The 15,005-nt window shown below is 67.3% G+C and carries 8 protein-coding genes and 1 pseudogene; 5 read left to right on the forward strand and 4 right to left on the reverse strand.

Annotated elements, in window-relative coordinates; all coding sequences use genetic code 11:
- A complete protein-coding gene (locus tag BN2156_RS17365) occupies nucleotides 1-6,663 on the forward strand; it encodes an ATP-binding protein (RefSeq protein WP_090516270.1) in 6,663 nt (2,220 codons plus the stop codon).
- Nucleotides 6,664-6,676: 13 nt separating this feature from the next.
- On the forward strand, nucleotides 6,677-7,618 hold the full coding sequence (locus tag BN2156_RS17370; protein ID WP_162490927.1) for an LLM class F420-dependent oxidoreductase: 942 nt from the start codon (nucleotides 6,677-6,679) through the stop codon (nucleotides 7,616-7,618).
- Here BN2156_RS17370 and BN2156_RS30715 read toward each other — a convergent pair.
- Nucleotides 7,606-8,091: a hypothetical protein gene (locus BN2156_RS30715; RefSeq protein WP_159402849.1), complete on the reverse strand. Its 486-nt coding sequence runs from the start codon at nucleotides 8,089-8,091 to the stop codon at nucleotides 7,606-7,608. The genes BN2156_RS17370 and BN2156_RS30715 overlap by 13 nt on opposite strands.
- 56 nt (nucleotides 8,092-8,147) lie before the next feature.
- Here BN2156_RS30715 and BN2156_RS30720 point away from each other — a divergent pair, with 56 nt between their 5' ends.
- The 3 genes and pseudogenes from BN2156_RS30720 to BN2156_RS17385 all read left to right on the forward strand — a co-directional run bounded on the left by BN2156_RS30720 (nucleotide 8,148) and on the right by BN2156_RS17385 (nucleotide 9,629).
- Complete coding sequence (locus BN2156_RS30720; RefSeq protein WP_159402850.1) at nucleotides 8,148-8,612, forward strand: hypothetical protein; 465 nt, start codon at nucleotides 8,148-8,150, stop codon at nucleotides 8,610-8,612.
- Nucleotides 8,613-8,708: 96 nt separating this feature from the next.
- Nucleotides 8,709-8,822, forward strand: a pseudogene (locus tag BN2156_RS31445) (type IV toxin-antitoxin system AbiEi family antitoxin domain-containing protein); the annotation flags it as partial.
- Nucleotides 8,823-8,936: 114 nt separating this feature from the next.
- A complete protein-coding gene (locus BN2156_RS17385; RefSeq protein WP_328287103.1) occupies nucleotides 8,937-9,629 on the forward strand; it encodes a putative endonuclease domain-containing protein in 693 nt (230 codons plus the stop codon).
- 58 nt (nucleotides 9,630-9,687) lie between these two features.
- Here BN2156_RS17385 and BN2156_RS17390 read toward each other — a convergent pair whose 3' ends face one another.
- The 3 genes from BN2156_RS17390 to iniA form a co-directional block, all read right to left on the reverse strand.
- Entirely contained in the window at nucleotides 9,688-11,496 is a 1,809-nt protein-coding gene (locus BN2156_RS17390; protein WP_090516274.1) for an Hsp70 family protein, read from the reverse strand.
- A 30-nt stretch (nucleotides 11,497-11,526) separates the two neighbouring features.
- Nucleotides 11,527-13,017, reverse strand: coding sequence for a dynamin family protein (locus BN2156_RS17395; protein ID WP_090516275.1), 1,491 nt, complete (start codon nucleotides 13,015-13,017; stop codon nucleotides 11,527-11,529).
- Nucleotides 13,018-13,085: 68 nt separating this feature from the next.
- A complete protein-coding gene (gene iniA / locus BN2156_RS17400; RefSeq protein ID WP_162490880.1) occupies nucleotides 13,086-14,927 on the reverse strand; it encodes an isoniazid-induced dynamin-like GTPase IniA in 1,842 nt (613 codons plus the stop codon).
- Nucleotides 14,928-15,005: the final 78 nt, after the last annotated feature.

A 15,005-nucleotide genomic window follows, 5' to 3' on the forward strand; every position in this document is an offset into this window, starting at 1 on the left:
GTGGAACTGGAGGTTTTGGGACCTCTTCAGGTCCGACAGGACGGTGCGCCCGTCGCGATACCGGGCGCGAAGCCGCGCGCCATCCTCACGATGCTCGGACTGCACAGTGGTTCGGTGGTACCGGCCGACGTGCTGATGGAGTTGCTCTGGGGCAACGACCCACCCCGCACCGCCGCCAAGGCCCTGTTGACGCACATCTCCGGTCTGCGGCATGCGCTCGGTGACGGTTTCGTGTTGACCGAGGGCACGGGCTGGCGCCTGGGTGCGGCCGAGGTCGATGCCCCGCGCTATCAGTCGCTCGCCCGGGCGGGCCGGACCGCCTTCAGCGCCGGCGATATCAGCGGCGCCGTCGCGCGATTCGACGCGGCGGTAACCCTCTGGCGGGGAATCCCCGAACTGCCCGAGGGTCAGCGGGGAGTATCGGAGAAGACCCGGTGGATCGAGGACCACGCCGCGCTGGTCGAGGACCGGGCCGATGCACTCCTTGCCACAGGCCGTGCCGCCGAGATCATCGGTGATCTCGAGGCCGCGGTGGCGGATGCACCGCTGAGCGAGAGACGCTGGGGCCAGTTGATGCTCGCGCTCTACCGGGCAGGCAGGCAAGGTGAGGCCCTCGGGGCGTACCGGCGGGCCCGGTCCCTGCTGGCCGACGAGCTGGGCGTCGACCCGGGGCCGGACCTGCGGCGGCTCGAGCACGCGATCGTTGCACAGGATTCGGAACTCGACATCCCTGCGGCACAACATGTTCCGTCGGTGACGCGGGCGGTCACATTCCTGCTCACCGATATCGAAGGGTCCACCGCGGCCTGGGAGGCCCAGGCTGACGCCATGGCCGTGGCGCTCGCCCGGCACGACGAGCTGGTCGAGCAGGTCGTCACATCCCGCGGCGGCAGGCTGATCAAGACCCGTGGTGAGGGCGACGCCACGTTCTCGGTTTTCGACCGCCCATCCGCCGCTGCGGCCGCCGCGATCGAGTTACAGGACGCGATCTTTCACGAACCGTGGGCGCTGGCCGAACCCATGCACATTCGGGTGGCCCTGCACACCGGGGAAGCCGAACTCCGCGATGGCGACTACTTCGGCCGCGCCGTCAACCGCGCCGCTCGGTTGCGGTCACAGGCCTCAGGTGGCCAGATCCTGTGTTCGGGCGCGACCGCCGAACTGGTCATCGACTCGTTATCCGACGACGTCGCCCTCGTCGATCTCGGGATGCGCCAGCTGAAGAACCTGGCACGACCCGAGCACGTCTTCGAGCTCCGGCTCGATACGGCCGAAAGTCCACCGGCGACAAGCAATTCGCCTATTGATCGGCCAGGAGTACCGGCGGTTCTTGCAGGCCCGGGCCCATTCGTCGGGCGTGGCCGTGAGCTCGCAGACCTTCTCGCCGCCTGGCACCAGACAGTTATCGCCGGCACCCGTGCCGTGCTGATCGCGGGAGAGCCAGGCGTGGGCAAGACCCGCCTGGCCGGCGAATGGTCCCGGCAGGCCTACGATCTGGGTGCGGTGGTGCTGTACGGCCGCTCCGACGAGGATCTGGGTGCGCCATATCAACCGTTCGCGGAAGCCCTGCGCGCGCTCGTGCCCTGCATCGGTTCCGATCGATTGCGCGGGATGCGCGGTGTCGAGGCCTTGCTGCCGCTGGTTCCCGGTTTGACCGATGTGCTCCCCGACCTCGCCGCATCACCGCATGGCGACCCGGACACCGAACGCTATGCCCTGTTCGACGCGGTCGTCGCGGTGCTGGGCATCGCGTCGGTGGAGGTGCCCATCGTCCTGGTACTCGACGACCTTCATTGGGCGGCCAAGCCCACCCTCCTTCTCCTGCGCCACCTTTTGCGCTTCGGCGAGCACGCCCGTGTTCAGATCGTCGGCACGTACCGCAGTACCGACCTCGACAGGTCCCACCCGCTGGCGGCCATGCTCGCCGATCTTCATCGTGATGGCAGCTCCAGCCGCATCGCCCTCAACGGCCTCGACGAGGAGGACGTGACCGCGTACGTGGCCGAAGCCGGCTACGACGATCAAGAGTTGGCGCGCGCGTTGGCGTCGGTCACCGGCGGCAACCCGTTCTTCCTCATCGAGGCATTGCGCCATGTCGACGAAAGCGGCGGGTACTGGGACCCGAGCACTCTGCCACAAGGAGTCCGGGAAGCCGTGAGCCGCCGACTTTCCCGGCTTCCGGCCGAAACGAACAAGGCGCTGGCCGCAGCCGCGGTGGTCGGCAGCCAGTTCTCCCTCGACCTGGTCGAGCAAGTGGTCAGCCAGGATCTCGTCGACGCGTTCGACGAGTCTTGCCAGGCCGGCATCCTGATCGAGGAGCCGGGTGGACTCTACCGATTCAACCACGCCATCGTCCGGCAATCACTCCTCGCCGAACTGGCCTCCGTGCGCCGCATGCGGCTGCACCAGCGGATCGCCGCGACATTGGAGACGATGCCAGGCGCCGACGATGAACTCCTGGCTGAACTGGCCCACCATTACTTCGAATGCGCTTGGGCGGGAAACGCACTCAAGGCCGTCGAGTACTGCCGTCGCGCCGGCGACCAGGCCATGGCGCGACTGGCATACGAAGGTGCCGCCGATCTTTACGACCGTGCCCTGCACGCGCTGGACGAACTGGACGACGAGTTGCCCGACCGCGACGATCAGCGAGTCGAACTTCTCGTGACACGCTGTGAGGCGCTTCTGGCCGCAGGCGATGTGTCATCAGCGGCGAGTGCGGTGTCGCAACTGAAAGAGGGAACCCGCGATTCAGCTCGTCTGGCCGCATGGGCGACGTGCTTTGACGGTCAACTGTCGATGCTCGTCGATCCCGAGCGCCTGGACGAGATCGAAACCGCGGTGCGGGCTGCCGCCGTCACGCTGGCCGAATTGGGCGATGCCGCAGGGGAAGCCAAGGCGCACACGGTGCGGGCGGGATGCCTTGCCCGCCTCGGGCGGGTTGCCGACTGCGAGCTCGCGCTGGACAACGCGCTGACCGCGGCGCGCCAGGCGCGCGAGCACCGTCTGGTCAACGCGGTGTTGGCGGGCGCTCCACTGGCAGCGTTGTGGGGGCCCAGTCCGGTGCCGCGTGCGGGCGGACGGTGCCTCGACGTGGTGCGGCTGCTACGGATAACCACGGATTCGCCTGCGGTCGAATCGATGTCGACGCGCTGCCAGGCGGTCTTGGAGGCGTTCCGGGGCCGGGCCGCTGCCGCCCGGCGGATGATCGACTCCGCGCGGCGCACGGTCGCCGAACTGGGATTGCGTCATGCGCTTCTCGAAGTTGAGCACTTCGCCGGCATCGTCGAGTTGGTGCTCGATGACGCCGCTGCAGCCGAGGAGCATCTTCGTCTGGCCTACAACGGTTTCCGTCGCATGGGACTGGATGCCGATACGGCGGAGGTGGCCGCGTTACTGGCGCGTGCCTGCCTGTTGCTGGACCGAGACGTTGAGGCTGAAGGACTGTGTTCGGAGAGTGAGCGGCTCGCGGGGCATGCCTTGAAGGCCGCCATCGCCTGGCGCACGGTTCGCGCACAGCTGCTTTCGCGGGGTGAGGACCACGATCGAGCGCGGCGTGTCGCCGAAGAGGCGGCAGCGCTGGCTGGACGCACCGATGCTCTGATCGACCACGGTGACGCGTGCCTGGCACTGGCGACGGTCTTGAGCGCCGCTGGTGATGCCGCCGGCGCACAGGCCGCTGCCGAACGGGCGGTCGCGTTGTACGAGCAGAAAGGGGCTGTGGCCCTTGCGGAAAAGGCGCGAGGCCTGCTCGGCGAACGGCCGGTTCCGACGTCCCCGGCCGAGGTGGAGGCGCCGGACGTCACACTGGACAACACCTGTCTGCGGCTGGGAAGCCAGGTGATCGACGCCGTCAATCGTGAGGCCTGGGACGAGGCGGTCCAGCTACTCGCACCATCGGTGTGCATCGAAAGTCGCCGCAAGATCGTCGGCTTCCCGCCGGCCGATGTCACTTCGGCCCAGTGGTGTCAGCATATGAGGCGATTCGTGGAGATCGGGATGGTTCGCTATCACCATTCGGCCGTGGCGGTGCGCGGCGAGCGGCTTGCCCTCACCCGAATGGTATCCGCCACCGCGGATGTGAGTTCGGATGCACCGCAAGATGAGATGCTCCATATCGCGGGCCTCGACGAACATGGGCAATTCGCGTTGCAGATATGGTTCGACCTGGACGACATGGTGGCTGCACTCGCCGAACTCGACGCGCTGTACGCGCGCTTCGAGAACGAACGTCCGCGCCCGTCGCCGGAGAACGTCGCGACTCGGGCCGACGATCTGCTGATCGCCCTCTTCAGCGACAGTCGTCTGGACGAGATCGGTGCGTTGTTCACCGAGGACACTCAGCTCGACGACAGGCGCCAGGGCTTCCGCTGTGAGAGCAATGACCGTGCGACAGCGGTCGACAACATTCGTTCGATCGCGGCTTTGGGAGCCGCAGTCTCGAAATCTACTCTCGCTCTGCGAGGTGATCGCTTGTGTCTCAGCCGCCTCAGGTTCGAAGATCCGGACGAGTTCTGTGTTGAAGCGCTGGAGATCACCGAGGTCAATGCCGACGGATTGATGACCGCTAAAGTCGATTTCGACCTCGCGGACATCGATGCCGCGTTCGCTGAACTAGATGCTCGGTACCTCGCCGGCGAGGCGGCGCCGTGCTCGCAGGCGTGGAAGGCAGTCGTGGGCGCCTACGCCGCGTTCAACCGGCGCGAAATCCCTCCGACGACACCTGACTGGGTGAACATCGACAAACGTCACGCAGCAGCAGCGTTCGCGCCCGGCGACATGGTCAGGTATATCCAAGCCGCATGGGAAGATTCACCTGACACGAAGATCTACATCGCAGTGGTGTGCCGCCTGTGTGATTACGGGGCCGTCGTCATCCATGTGGCGTTTGGGACCTCACAAGATGGCTTCGAGGCCGAGTGGAGGGACCTCCACGTCTTGATGGTCGCGGGCGATACCGTCTGCCGCTCTGAGCTGTTCAATGAGAGCGACCTCGAAGCGGCGCTCATCCGCTTCGACGAACTCAGCCGGCCAGGTCATCGGCTGGAGAACGCGGCAAGCCGAGCGACCGACCGCTTTCTGGAGCGATTCGCCGCCCGCGACTGGGACGCCATGGCGAAATCGGTGACCGAGGACATCAGCTTCGACGACCGTCGTCGGGTGATCAACGCCGACCTGCAGATCGGCCGGGAATCCTTCATCGAGAACTTCCGGATAGCAGCCGATCTCGGCGCTACCCAATCTCCAACTGCAATCGCCACCCGTGGGGAACGCATCATCCTCGCCCGAGCCCGATTCTCGCTCGGCGGCGGCGCACCCGAGGAGTTCGGCCTCGAACTCCTGCACGTGATCGAGATCGACTCCGACAATCGAATCGCAGCCACAGTCACTTTCGACCCCGACGACTTCGACGCCGCGATCGCCGAACTCGACACTCGATATCTCGCCGGCGAAGCCGCGAACTACGCACACGCGTGGGCGGTCATCGCGCGGAATGTCGCGGCGTTCAACCGGCGTGAGCAATTGATGACGACGCAGGACTGGGCAACCATCGACCACCGGCGCGCGACAGCGTTCGAACCCGGCGACATTACCCCCTACATTCACGCGACGTGGAAGGTCGCGCCGGACATCAACCTCTACATCGAGACCGCACATCGGCTGAGGGACTCAGGAGCGCTGTTCACCCAAGTGTTGAAAGGCACCTCGCACGCGGGCTTCGATGCCGAGTGGCGGGATGTCGTCATCCTCACCGTCGACGGCGAGCAGCTCAGCAGCTTGGAGGTCTTCGACGAGGCAGACCTCGACGCCGCACTCACTCGCTTCGATGAACTCAACCGGCCCGAGCAGCAATTGGAGAACGCGGCCAGCCGGGTCTACGACCGCATATTCGACTATTTCGCTTCCCGCGATTGGGCAGCAATGGCGGAGGTGATGGCCGAGGACGTTCGCGACGACGACCGTCGGCGGGTTGCGAACGCCGGCATCCGACACGGCCGGGACGCGATGATCGCAAACATGCGCACGGGCGCCGACCTCGGAGCCAGGTCCATAACATCGACGGTCATCGCGACCCGTGGGAACTGCCTCGCCCTTCGTCATCTCCGTTTCTCGGGCCACGGGCCCGAGGCGTTTCATGCCGAGTTGTTCGGTATCGCCGAGATCGACAGGGACCAACGGGTTGTGGTCGTCGTCCAATTCGACATCGACGACCTCGACGCAGCTTTCGATGAACTCGATGCCCGATACCTGGACGGCGAAGCGGCCCCCTATGCGCGCGTGTGGTCAGCCATCGTCGCTGGCTACGCCGCGCTGAACCGGCACGAGATGCCCCCCGCGACCCCCGGCTTTGTGAACATCGACCACCGGCCCGCGGTTGCTTTCGCGCCCGGCGACTTGCTTCCTTACCTCCAGGCCTCCTGGGATCTGTCGCCGGATCTGAAGATTCACATCGAGACAGCGCATCGCCTGACCACACTTGGCGCAGTCATCACCCAAGCGGCGAGCGGGAGTTCCCGCGAGGGCTTCGATGCCGAGTGGCGACAGATCGTGCTTTTCACGGTCGACGGCGACGAGGTGAACCGCTGCGAGATGTACGAGGAAGCCGACCTCGACACCGCGCTCGCCCGGTTCGACGAACTCGGCCAGCAGCCGCCCACTTGATATCGCCGATAGGCTGGCTTCCGTGGATTTCCGTGTGTTCGTCGAACCCCAGCAAGGTGCTACCTACTCCGATCAGCTCGCGGTGGCCCGCGCCGCCGAGGCCCTCGGCTACTCGGCGTTCTTCAGGTCGGACCACTACCTGGCGATGAGCGGTGACGGCCTGCCCGGGCCGACGGATTCCTGGGTGACGCTGGCCGGCATCGCACGCGAGACCTCGACGATCCGACTGGGCACCATGGTCACCTCGGCCACCTTCCGCCACCCCGGCCCGTTGGCCATCTCGGTGGCGCAGGTCGATGAAATGAGTGGTGGCCGTGTCGAATTAGGCCTCGGTGCGGGCTGGTTCGAAGCCGAACACCAGGCCTATGCCATCCCGTTCCCGCCACTGGGCGAGCGATTCGACCGGCTCGAAGAGCAGCTGCGGATCCTCACCGGCCTGTGGGATACCCCCATCGGCGAGACGTTCGACTTCTCCGGCGAGCACTACACCGTCGTCGACTCACCGGCACTGCCCAAGCCCACCCAGACACCGCACCCGCCGATCGTCGTCGGCGGCATGGGTGCCAAGCGCACCCCGGCGCTGGCCGCTGAGTTCGCCGCGGAGTTCAACGTGCCTTTCGTGCCGCTGGACACCCTCAAGACGCAGTTCGCCCGGGTGGCCGCGGCCGTGGCCGATGCCGGTCGCGCGGCAGATTCCCTGACCTACTCGGCGGCGTTCGTGGTGTGTGCGGGCCGCGACGAAGCACAGATCGCCAAGCGGGCGGCAACGATCAACCGCGAGGTAGACGAGCTGCGCAGCAACTCGCCGCTGGTCGGCACTCCCGCCGAGATCGTCGACAAGTTGGGCCCGTTCCTTCAGGCCGGGGTACAGCGGGTCTACCTGCAATTGCTGGACCAGTCCGATCTCGACCATCTCGAGCTCTTCGCCGGCGAAGTCATCCGTCAGCTGAGCTGACCGAGACCCGCTCCCAAGCCCGGCATAGTATCGGTGCCCGTGACCGGTGACGACGACGACCAGGGGCAGCCTCCCGAGGCGCCCTGGCACCACTCGACGCCGGCGGTAGCGGGGGCGAGCGCGGCCGCTCTCGCGGTGATCGGCCTGGTCGTGTGGGCGGCGATCTCGCTCACCAGCTCCGGCGGGCCCGAGGATGCACCGATAGATTTCGTCCCGCCCAGCTTCACGTCGACGTCGGTGAAGACCTCGAAGTCCACCACAACGCGGACTACCAGCAGCAGCCTCCCGGTGACCACCGAGTTCGGCCTGCCGGGTGAGTCAGAGACCCCGACCACGACGTCCTCAGAGACTTCCGGCTCCTCGACCACGACGACGACCACCACCACCACCACCACGACAACGGAGTCGGGCGCTGAGGACGAGTACCCCACCACGACGACGTACCACCGGCCACGCACCAACGTGACACGCACGCTGTATCCGCCGCCGTATCCGCCGCCGGGCGGCTGAGCCCGCCTACCATCGGCGCGTGTCGAACTATTACGACGACGACGAGCCCACCCAGTACGCCCCCAGCTACGGCGAGTACTCCGAGGCTTCAACGCCGCCCGAACCCGAGCCCGTTCCCTGGTACCGCAAGCCCGCCGCACTGATCGGCATGGGCGCGGCGGGCGCAGTCATCGCAGCGCTGGTGATCTATGCCCTGGTGCAGCTGTTCTCATCAGATTCCCCAGCGTCGACGACAACCACGTCGACGACCACACCGACGACCACCACATCGGTCGTCACGTCGGCCCCGGTTGTCCCGGCGCCCACTCACACCGTCACCGAGACCGTGGCACCGACCACCACGACGGTCGTGGAAACCACCACCACAACCACAGAGACGACCACAACCACCACCGCGACAACCACCACGACTACGGCGCCGACGACGACAACCACCACTGCGCCCGTGACGACGACAACCCAGCCGCCTGCGGGTAACCCTTAACCAGGCTCGTCGTAGCCGGTTATCCACAGGCCCTCGAAATGCGTCTGGCTGCCGTCACGGCTGTCCACGAGTATCGAGTCGGTGGACGTTGACAATGTGCTCCGCCAACAGGACGGGGTGATCTCGCGCCGGCAGGCCTTGGACGCGGGCCTGCGGGAGCACGAAATCCGGCGACTACTCAGGCGCAATGAGTGGGCGCGGGTTCACACGGGCGTGTACGTCGACCACACCGGACCGCTGACGTGGCCACAACGCGCTTGGGCCGCAGTGCTTTACGCGTCTCCGGCCGCGCTGTGTTTTGAATCTGCCCTCGGAGCCGACACGATGCCCATCCATGTCGCAGTCGCGCAGCAGCGGGCGATATTGGCTGAACCGGTGGGAGTCCGCATTCACCACCTTGTGAAGCTTCAGGAGCGGGTGCTGTGGAACGTCAGCCCACCGCGGATGCGTTACGACGAAGCTGTGCTCGACGTCGCGTGCCGCGCCGCGGCCGAACTCGATGCCATCGCGGTCCTGGCCAACGCCTGCCAATCGCGGCGAACTACCGCACATCGGCTATTGCAGGTAATCGATTCTCGCGCACGGGTCCGGCGTCGCCGGTGGTTACGCGCGGTGTTGGTCGATATCGCCGACGGCACCTGCTCTGTTCTTGAGCACGCCTATCTCGTTCGCGTCGAGCGGCCGCACGGTTTGCCTCGGGCCGTCAGACAGAAGCGGGCCGCGTCATCCGTCGGCGTCTGCTACCGCGATGCCGAGTACGGCGACCAGCTCATCGTCGAACTCGATGGCCAGGTCTATCACGATTCCGCGACCAGGCGTGATGCCGATTTCGAGCGAGACCTCGACGCTGCCGTCGACGGCCGTTCGACAGTCAGGCTCTCCTACGGGCAGGTCTTCGACCGGCCTTGCCAGACCGCGGGCAAGATCGCTCAGGTGCTGCAGCGGCACGGGATCGCGGTGACCGGCCACCCGTGTGGGCCGGGCTGCGAGTTCACTCCACTCGACCGGGCCGCATAGCCGTCAACACCGAGGATTCCAGTCAATATCAAGCAGTAATCCTAGGTTTAGGTGTGGCTCAGGGTGTGGGCGCCGCCGATGTGGGAGTGGGCTCAACTGTCGGCTCCGGCGTCTGCGTGGGCTCAGGCGTCGGTGTGGGCGTAGCGGTCGCCGTCGGCTCAGGCGTCGCAGTCGGCTCAGGCGTGGGCGACGGGCTAGGCGAAGGTGACGGCGACGGACTCGGCGACGGCGACGGCGAAGGTGACGGACTCGGCGACGGCGACGGCGGTATGAACGTCGGGATCGGCAATTGCGGGATCGCCACCGGCGGAAAGACCAAGGGCGGAACCGGAATCGGCGGAATCCCAACAGGCGCAGGTGCGGGCGCAGGAGCAGGCGCGGCCGGTCGCGGCCGGGGTGCCTGCACCCGCTGCGGAGCCGGGGCCAGCGGTGCGCTCTGGCGGCTCTGCACCAACCACGGCGCGCCGGCCGGCCGGGGGGCGGCTTGCGCGGGCGCTCCGGATCCGGGCCAGGACGGATCCCGCACCACCACGGTCCGGGTCGGCGGTGCGGGTGCGGTCTGGGCCAACGGAGACTCCGCCGGAACGGTCTGCGGCGCCAACAAACTGGACCCGGCAGACGCGGCGTCGAGGCGGTCGGCCCGGGCCGAGAGCACCATGCCGACCGTGCCGACCACGGCCAGGAACACCCCCGCGTAGGCAACCACGCCTCCCCGCCGATACCAGCGCACCCGCGGAGGTGCGGGCGGCACGGGCGGCTCGGCGAACACGAACTCGGGCCGGGCCGACTCGTCGGTCACCGACTCCGGGACGAACGCGGCGACCTCGGCCACCGAATCTTCCACCGACCAGGCCAGCGCGGATGCCGCCACGGTGCCGGTGCCCGAAACGGGAAGCACAGGAGCAGAGGACGCATACGCCACCTGCGTCGCGGTGTCGTCGGCCCCGCGGCGACCCAGCAGTGCAGCTCCGACTGCGGCGATCACCTGGGATTGCGGCACCGTGGTGACCGGCATACGGAAAGCCTCGGAAAGCCGTTGGGTGACAAACGGTATCCGCGCCCCGCCGCCGACGGTGACGAGCGCAGCCAGCTGTGCCGGGTGAATACCGTTGCGCCGCAAAAGGTCCAGCAGGGCCTCGATCACACCGCCGAGTGGCTGGTCCACCACCGCGTCCAGCTCAGGACGGGTGAGCCTGATCGCGCCGTTGGGACCGGCCAGGCTGGTGGCGCCCTCATCGCTCAGCCGTTCCTTGGCGGCCCGGCACTGGTCGCGCAGGTGCGCCAGCGTGGTCACCGCCGCCGTGCCCGCCGGTTCGGCATCCAGAGCGTTCAGGACGTGCCTCAGCACTTCCTGGTCGATCAAATCGCCGGAGAATTCCTGGTAACGCACCGTCTGCCCGATGGTCGCAAACCCTGCCGAAGCGTCGGCCAGGGTCAGGCTGGTGCCGGAACCGCCGAAGTCGCACAGGGCGACGACGCCGCGGGCCGGCAGACCGGGATGCGACTGGATGGCCGTGAGCGCGGCGACGGAATCGGGAACCACTCGGACGCCGGGCATCGTGCGCCGCACAGAATCGAAGGCCGCCGAGCTCCAATGCGCCGGCACCGTCACCACCGAGACGTCGGGACGATGTGCCGGGCTGGACTCACGGGTCAGCGCCTCGACCGCACCGGCCAACAGATGTTCGGCGCGGTGTGTCGAGCCGTCGGCGGCGACCAGCGGGATCGGGTCGCCGACCCGCTCGACGAATCCGTCGATGACCGGGCCGCCACCGAGCGCGAACACCGCCGGCCGCACCAGCGGCGCATAATCGGCGATCGCCACCAGATTGGTCGCCCCCACGGACAACCCCAGGCAATCACGCATACCTGTATGTCGACGGAGAGCCCTGATTCGTTAGTGGCGCGACGAATACTCGGCGACCAGCGCCTCGGCACTGCGCACCGCGGCCCGGCAGGCCCGGGTGGTGAACGGGTCGTTGAGCGGATGATCGGCGCGCCGCCGCCAGCGCTGGGCCGCGGCGAAGGCCGAGCGGGGCCCGTCGAACGGGGCATCGGGTTGCAGTCCGAGCCGGCTGGCCGCGTCGGTGCCCGACCCACCGATGATGCGGCGCAGCGAGGCCATCTCGTCCTCGTTCAGCGTCGTGGGGCGCGAGCGCAACAGGCTGAGCAGCCGCAGTTCCTCGAAGGCATGCGTGTCGGCCAGCAGCGGGTCGATGTCGGCAAGGATGTAGGGCGTCGCGTAGATCGGGTTGGCCTGCACGAACTGTCGCAATGACAGCAGCGCCGTGTGCGCCTTGAGCAGCTCCGATCGTTGCGCGAACTGCTGGTCGATCACATCGCGCAGGGCGATCAGGCCGCTGCGTTCCAGCAGTTCATCGGCAAGCGCCACAGAGTCGGACACCCCGGCGTGGATCACCGCGATCGAGATCCGGATACCGAACATGCCGAACCGGTCCAGCAGCGCCGCGCGGGTGGACGCGTCCACGGGCAGCGCGCTGTCCTCCCGCACGAAGCGGTCCACGCTCAGCATGGCCTTCGTCAGTTCGGCCGGCTCGACGCCGGCCAGCTTCTGCAGGGCGACGAACTCGCTCTGCCGCAGCGTGCGTGCGGTCAGGGCGAGCAATCCGGACACCGGGACGACGGCCTGGCAGATCCCGGTCTTGTCCATCTCTTCGGTGAACCGCTTGGCCACGTCTTTGGCCGACATCATCGCGTCGATGCGGCCGGCTCCGATCTCGTCGGCCCGTGAGGCCACTCCGATCACGCCGAGCGCGCCCGAAGATCCGCCGACCAGCTCACCGATCTGCTTGAGCAGTGCGATGTCGGCGGCGTTGAGGGTGCGCAGCAGGAACACCACCGCGTCGACGCGGGGCACCCCGTCCTCGGGCACGAGTAGCCGGTGGGTTCGCAGGGAGACGTCCCGCGACAGCGATGACGTTCCCGGGGTGTCGATGATCGTGGTGTCGACGAGTTCGGCGGCCGGCCACTCGACATCGAGGTCCACCACGTCGTCGGGGTTGAGCCCGGCGAAGCTGAAGGTCAGGCCCCGGTCGTGCGGGTCCCGCGCGATCGGCACATTGGCACGCCGCCCGCCGCGGTGGTTGGCAGTCACCTTCGGGGTGGGCCCGTGCCGGAACCAGGTGACGATGCGGGTCGCCTCGGTGGCGTCGGTGGGCGCGATGTCCTCCCCGACCAGCGCATTGACGAGCGTCGACTTGCCCGCCTTGAGCGTGCCGGCCAACGCGATACGGATCGGCTGGTTGAGCCGGCGCCCGATGCGGTCGAGCTCGTTGTGCACGTCGGGCCGATTCCGGTAGACCGGGTCACCCCGGTACGCCTTGATGGTGCCGCCCAGAATCGAGCGCACCTGATCGGCCGTGCTCACGCTGCGGAATCCACCTCTTCCGACCCGGAAATCAACCGGGTGTTCATTCGAAAACTAGCTCTTGGAGCTTAGTTGCCCGCCGCGGCCAGGTTCTGGGCGTGGTCGACGACCTGGGTCAGGATGTTCTTCTGGCGTTCCAGTTCCCGGACGCGGGCGTTGCGCTCGGTCTCCTCGGTCTTGGCCGCGGCGAGCGTGGCCTGCAGCGATTCGTTGAGCGAGCGGGTGGTCTGGTTGGCGATGTCGCGATAGTGATCGCGCAGCTGGCGCTGGATGCCCTTGAGCCGGTCCCGCGATTCCTTGCCGACGACGAAGGCGACGTCGTCGATGAACCTGCGCATGTTGGTCTTGGCCTCACTGCGGACCCGGAGCATGCGGTTCTCCATGTCCTCCTTGTAGGCCTTGCGGCCGAGCACCAGGCCGGCACCCAGGGACAGCGGGTTGAACATGCCCAGCCCGGCGAATGAGGTGAGCATGCCGAACATCAGCACACCACCGTAAGAGCCACGCATACCAGTGATGACCTTGTGCCCGGCCTTGATCGGCTTGGCCTCCAACCTGGCCAGCGATTTCATCTCACCGAAGCCGGCGCCCATGTCCCTGGCGTCGATCTGGGGCAGCTGCACCGCCTCCAGGCCGGCCTCGGTGAAGGTGCGGGCCACCTCGGCGGCCAGTGCCTCGGCGCGCTGGTAGGCCCACACGAAGTTGTCGCCGACAGCGGTGGCGACCGCCTCCTCGAGCTCCGAGCCGATCTCGGCCCAGTGCAGGGTGGGGTCTCCGGAGTCGATCACCTTCTCGGCGTGGGTGGTGATGTTGCGGAAGCGATTTCGCAGATCGTGGTCGACGTCGGCGGTCAGGTCGGCGATGCCGTCGTTGAGCACCTGCTGCCACAGGGCGGTCTGTTGCAGCGCGTCCTGGGCTTCCTGCTTGCGCCGCTCCAGGTCGGCGGTCAGCCGTTCGCGCTCACCAGGATCGTTGAAGGCAGACAGCTCGGAATTCACCGCGAGCAGCAGATGCTCTGCCGCCGAATGGACTTCAGCCACCACCTGGTCACGGATACGGTCGGTCTCGCGCGTCAGCACCCGGTCGGACAGGAACTTCACGATGGCCGGAAAGTTCGATTCCTCGTTGAGTTCCTTGTCGTTGAGCTGGATCGCGTGGCTGCGCAGCACGGACGACACCGCGGTCACCGGGACATCGAGCCCGGCCCGCTGCAGGTGGCCGATGTTGGCGCCGACGATCTCCCGCCAACGCGGGTACAGGTCAGTCTTGGTCGCGACAATGGTTGCCACCGGGCAGATTTCGATCGCCTGGCGGATGAAGGTCATTTCCGGTTCGGTGAATTCCTGACTGGTGTCGCTGACCATGAGCAGGGCATCGGCGTCGGGCAGCAGGCCCAGGGTCGCCGAAAGGTGCGGCTGCCCAAGGCCGCCGACGCCAGGGGTGTCGACGAACGCCAGCCCGCCCTTGAGCAGTGGGCTGGGTGCGGTCACCTCCACGCGCAACACCTCGCGGCCACCGGCCTGCGGCGCGCGTCGCAGGTCGTTGGTCACCTCCGACGGCGGGATCTCGATCAGTTCTGGTTCGGCCCCGTCGGGCCGGGCCACCACCAGCCGCGCCGACGGCTGCTCGCCGTAGGACACCACGGTGGCCAGCACGGTGGACTCGTCATCGCCGACGCGGGCCACCGGGATGTTCAGCAGCGAGTTGAGCAGCTGACTCTTGCCCTGCTTGAGCTGCCCGGCGATGACCACGCGGATCTGCGGGTCGCTGATGCGCACCTTCGCCACCCGCAGCCGCTCCACGAGGTCGCCGCGGTCGTAGGTGGCGGCGATCGTGCTGGTGTGGTCGATGAGTTCGACGATCACCTTGACCGGCCTGGCCGGCCCGCCGGTCCCGTTGGGTTGCGTCATCGAAGTTCCTTCCTGCCCCGCTCAACCGTAGGCGCGCCAATAGGGCGGGGACCACCCGCGTACGGATGGCCCCCGCCC

Origin of the sequence: Mycolicibacterium neworleansense (genome assembly GCF_001245615.1) — a bacterium.
Lineage (GTDB): Bacteria > Actinomycetota > Actinomycetes > Mycobacteriales > Mycobacteriaceae > Mycobacterium > Mycobacterium neworleansense.

Excerpts from the sequence above, each read along its gene's own strand:
- BN2156_RS17385 (WP_328287103.1), top strand. The coding sequence starts at position 8,937 with ATGCCCATCCATGTCGCAGTCGCGCAGCAGCGGGCGATATTGGCTGAA.
- iniA (WP_162490880.1), bottom strand. The coding sequence starts at position 14,927 with ATGACGCAACCCAACGGGACCGGCGGGCCGGCCAGGCCGGTCAAGGTG.
- BN2156_RS17390 (WP_090516274.1), bottom strand. The coding sequence starts at position 11,496 with ATGCGTGATTGCCTGGGGTTGTCCGTGGGGGCGACCAATCTGGTGGCG.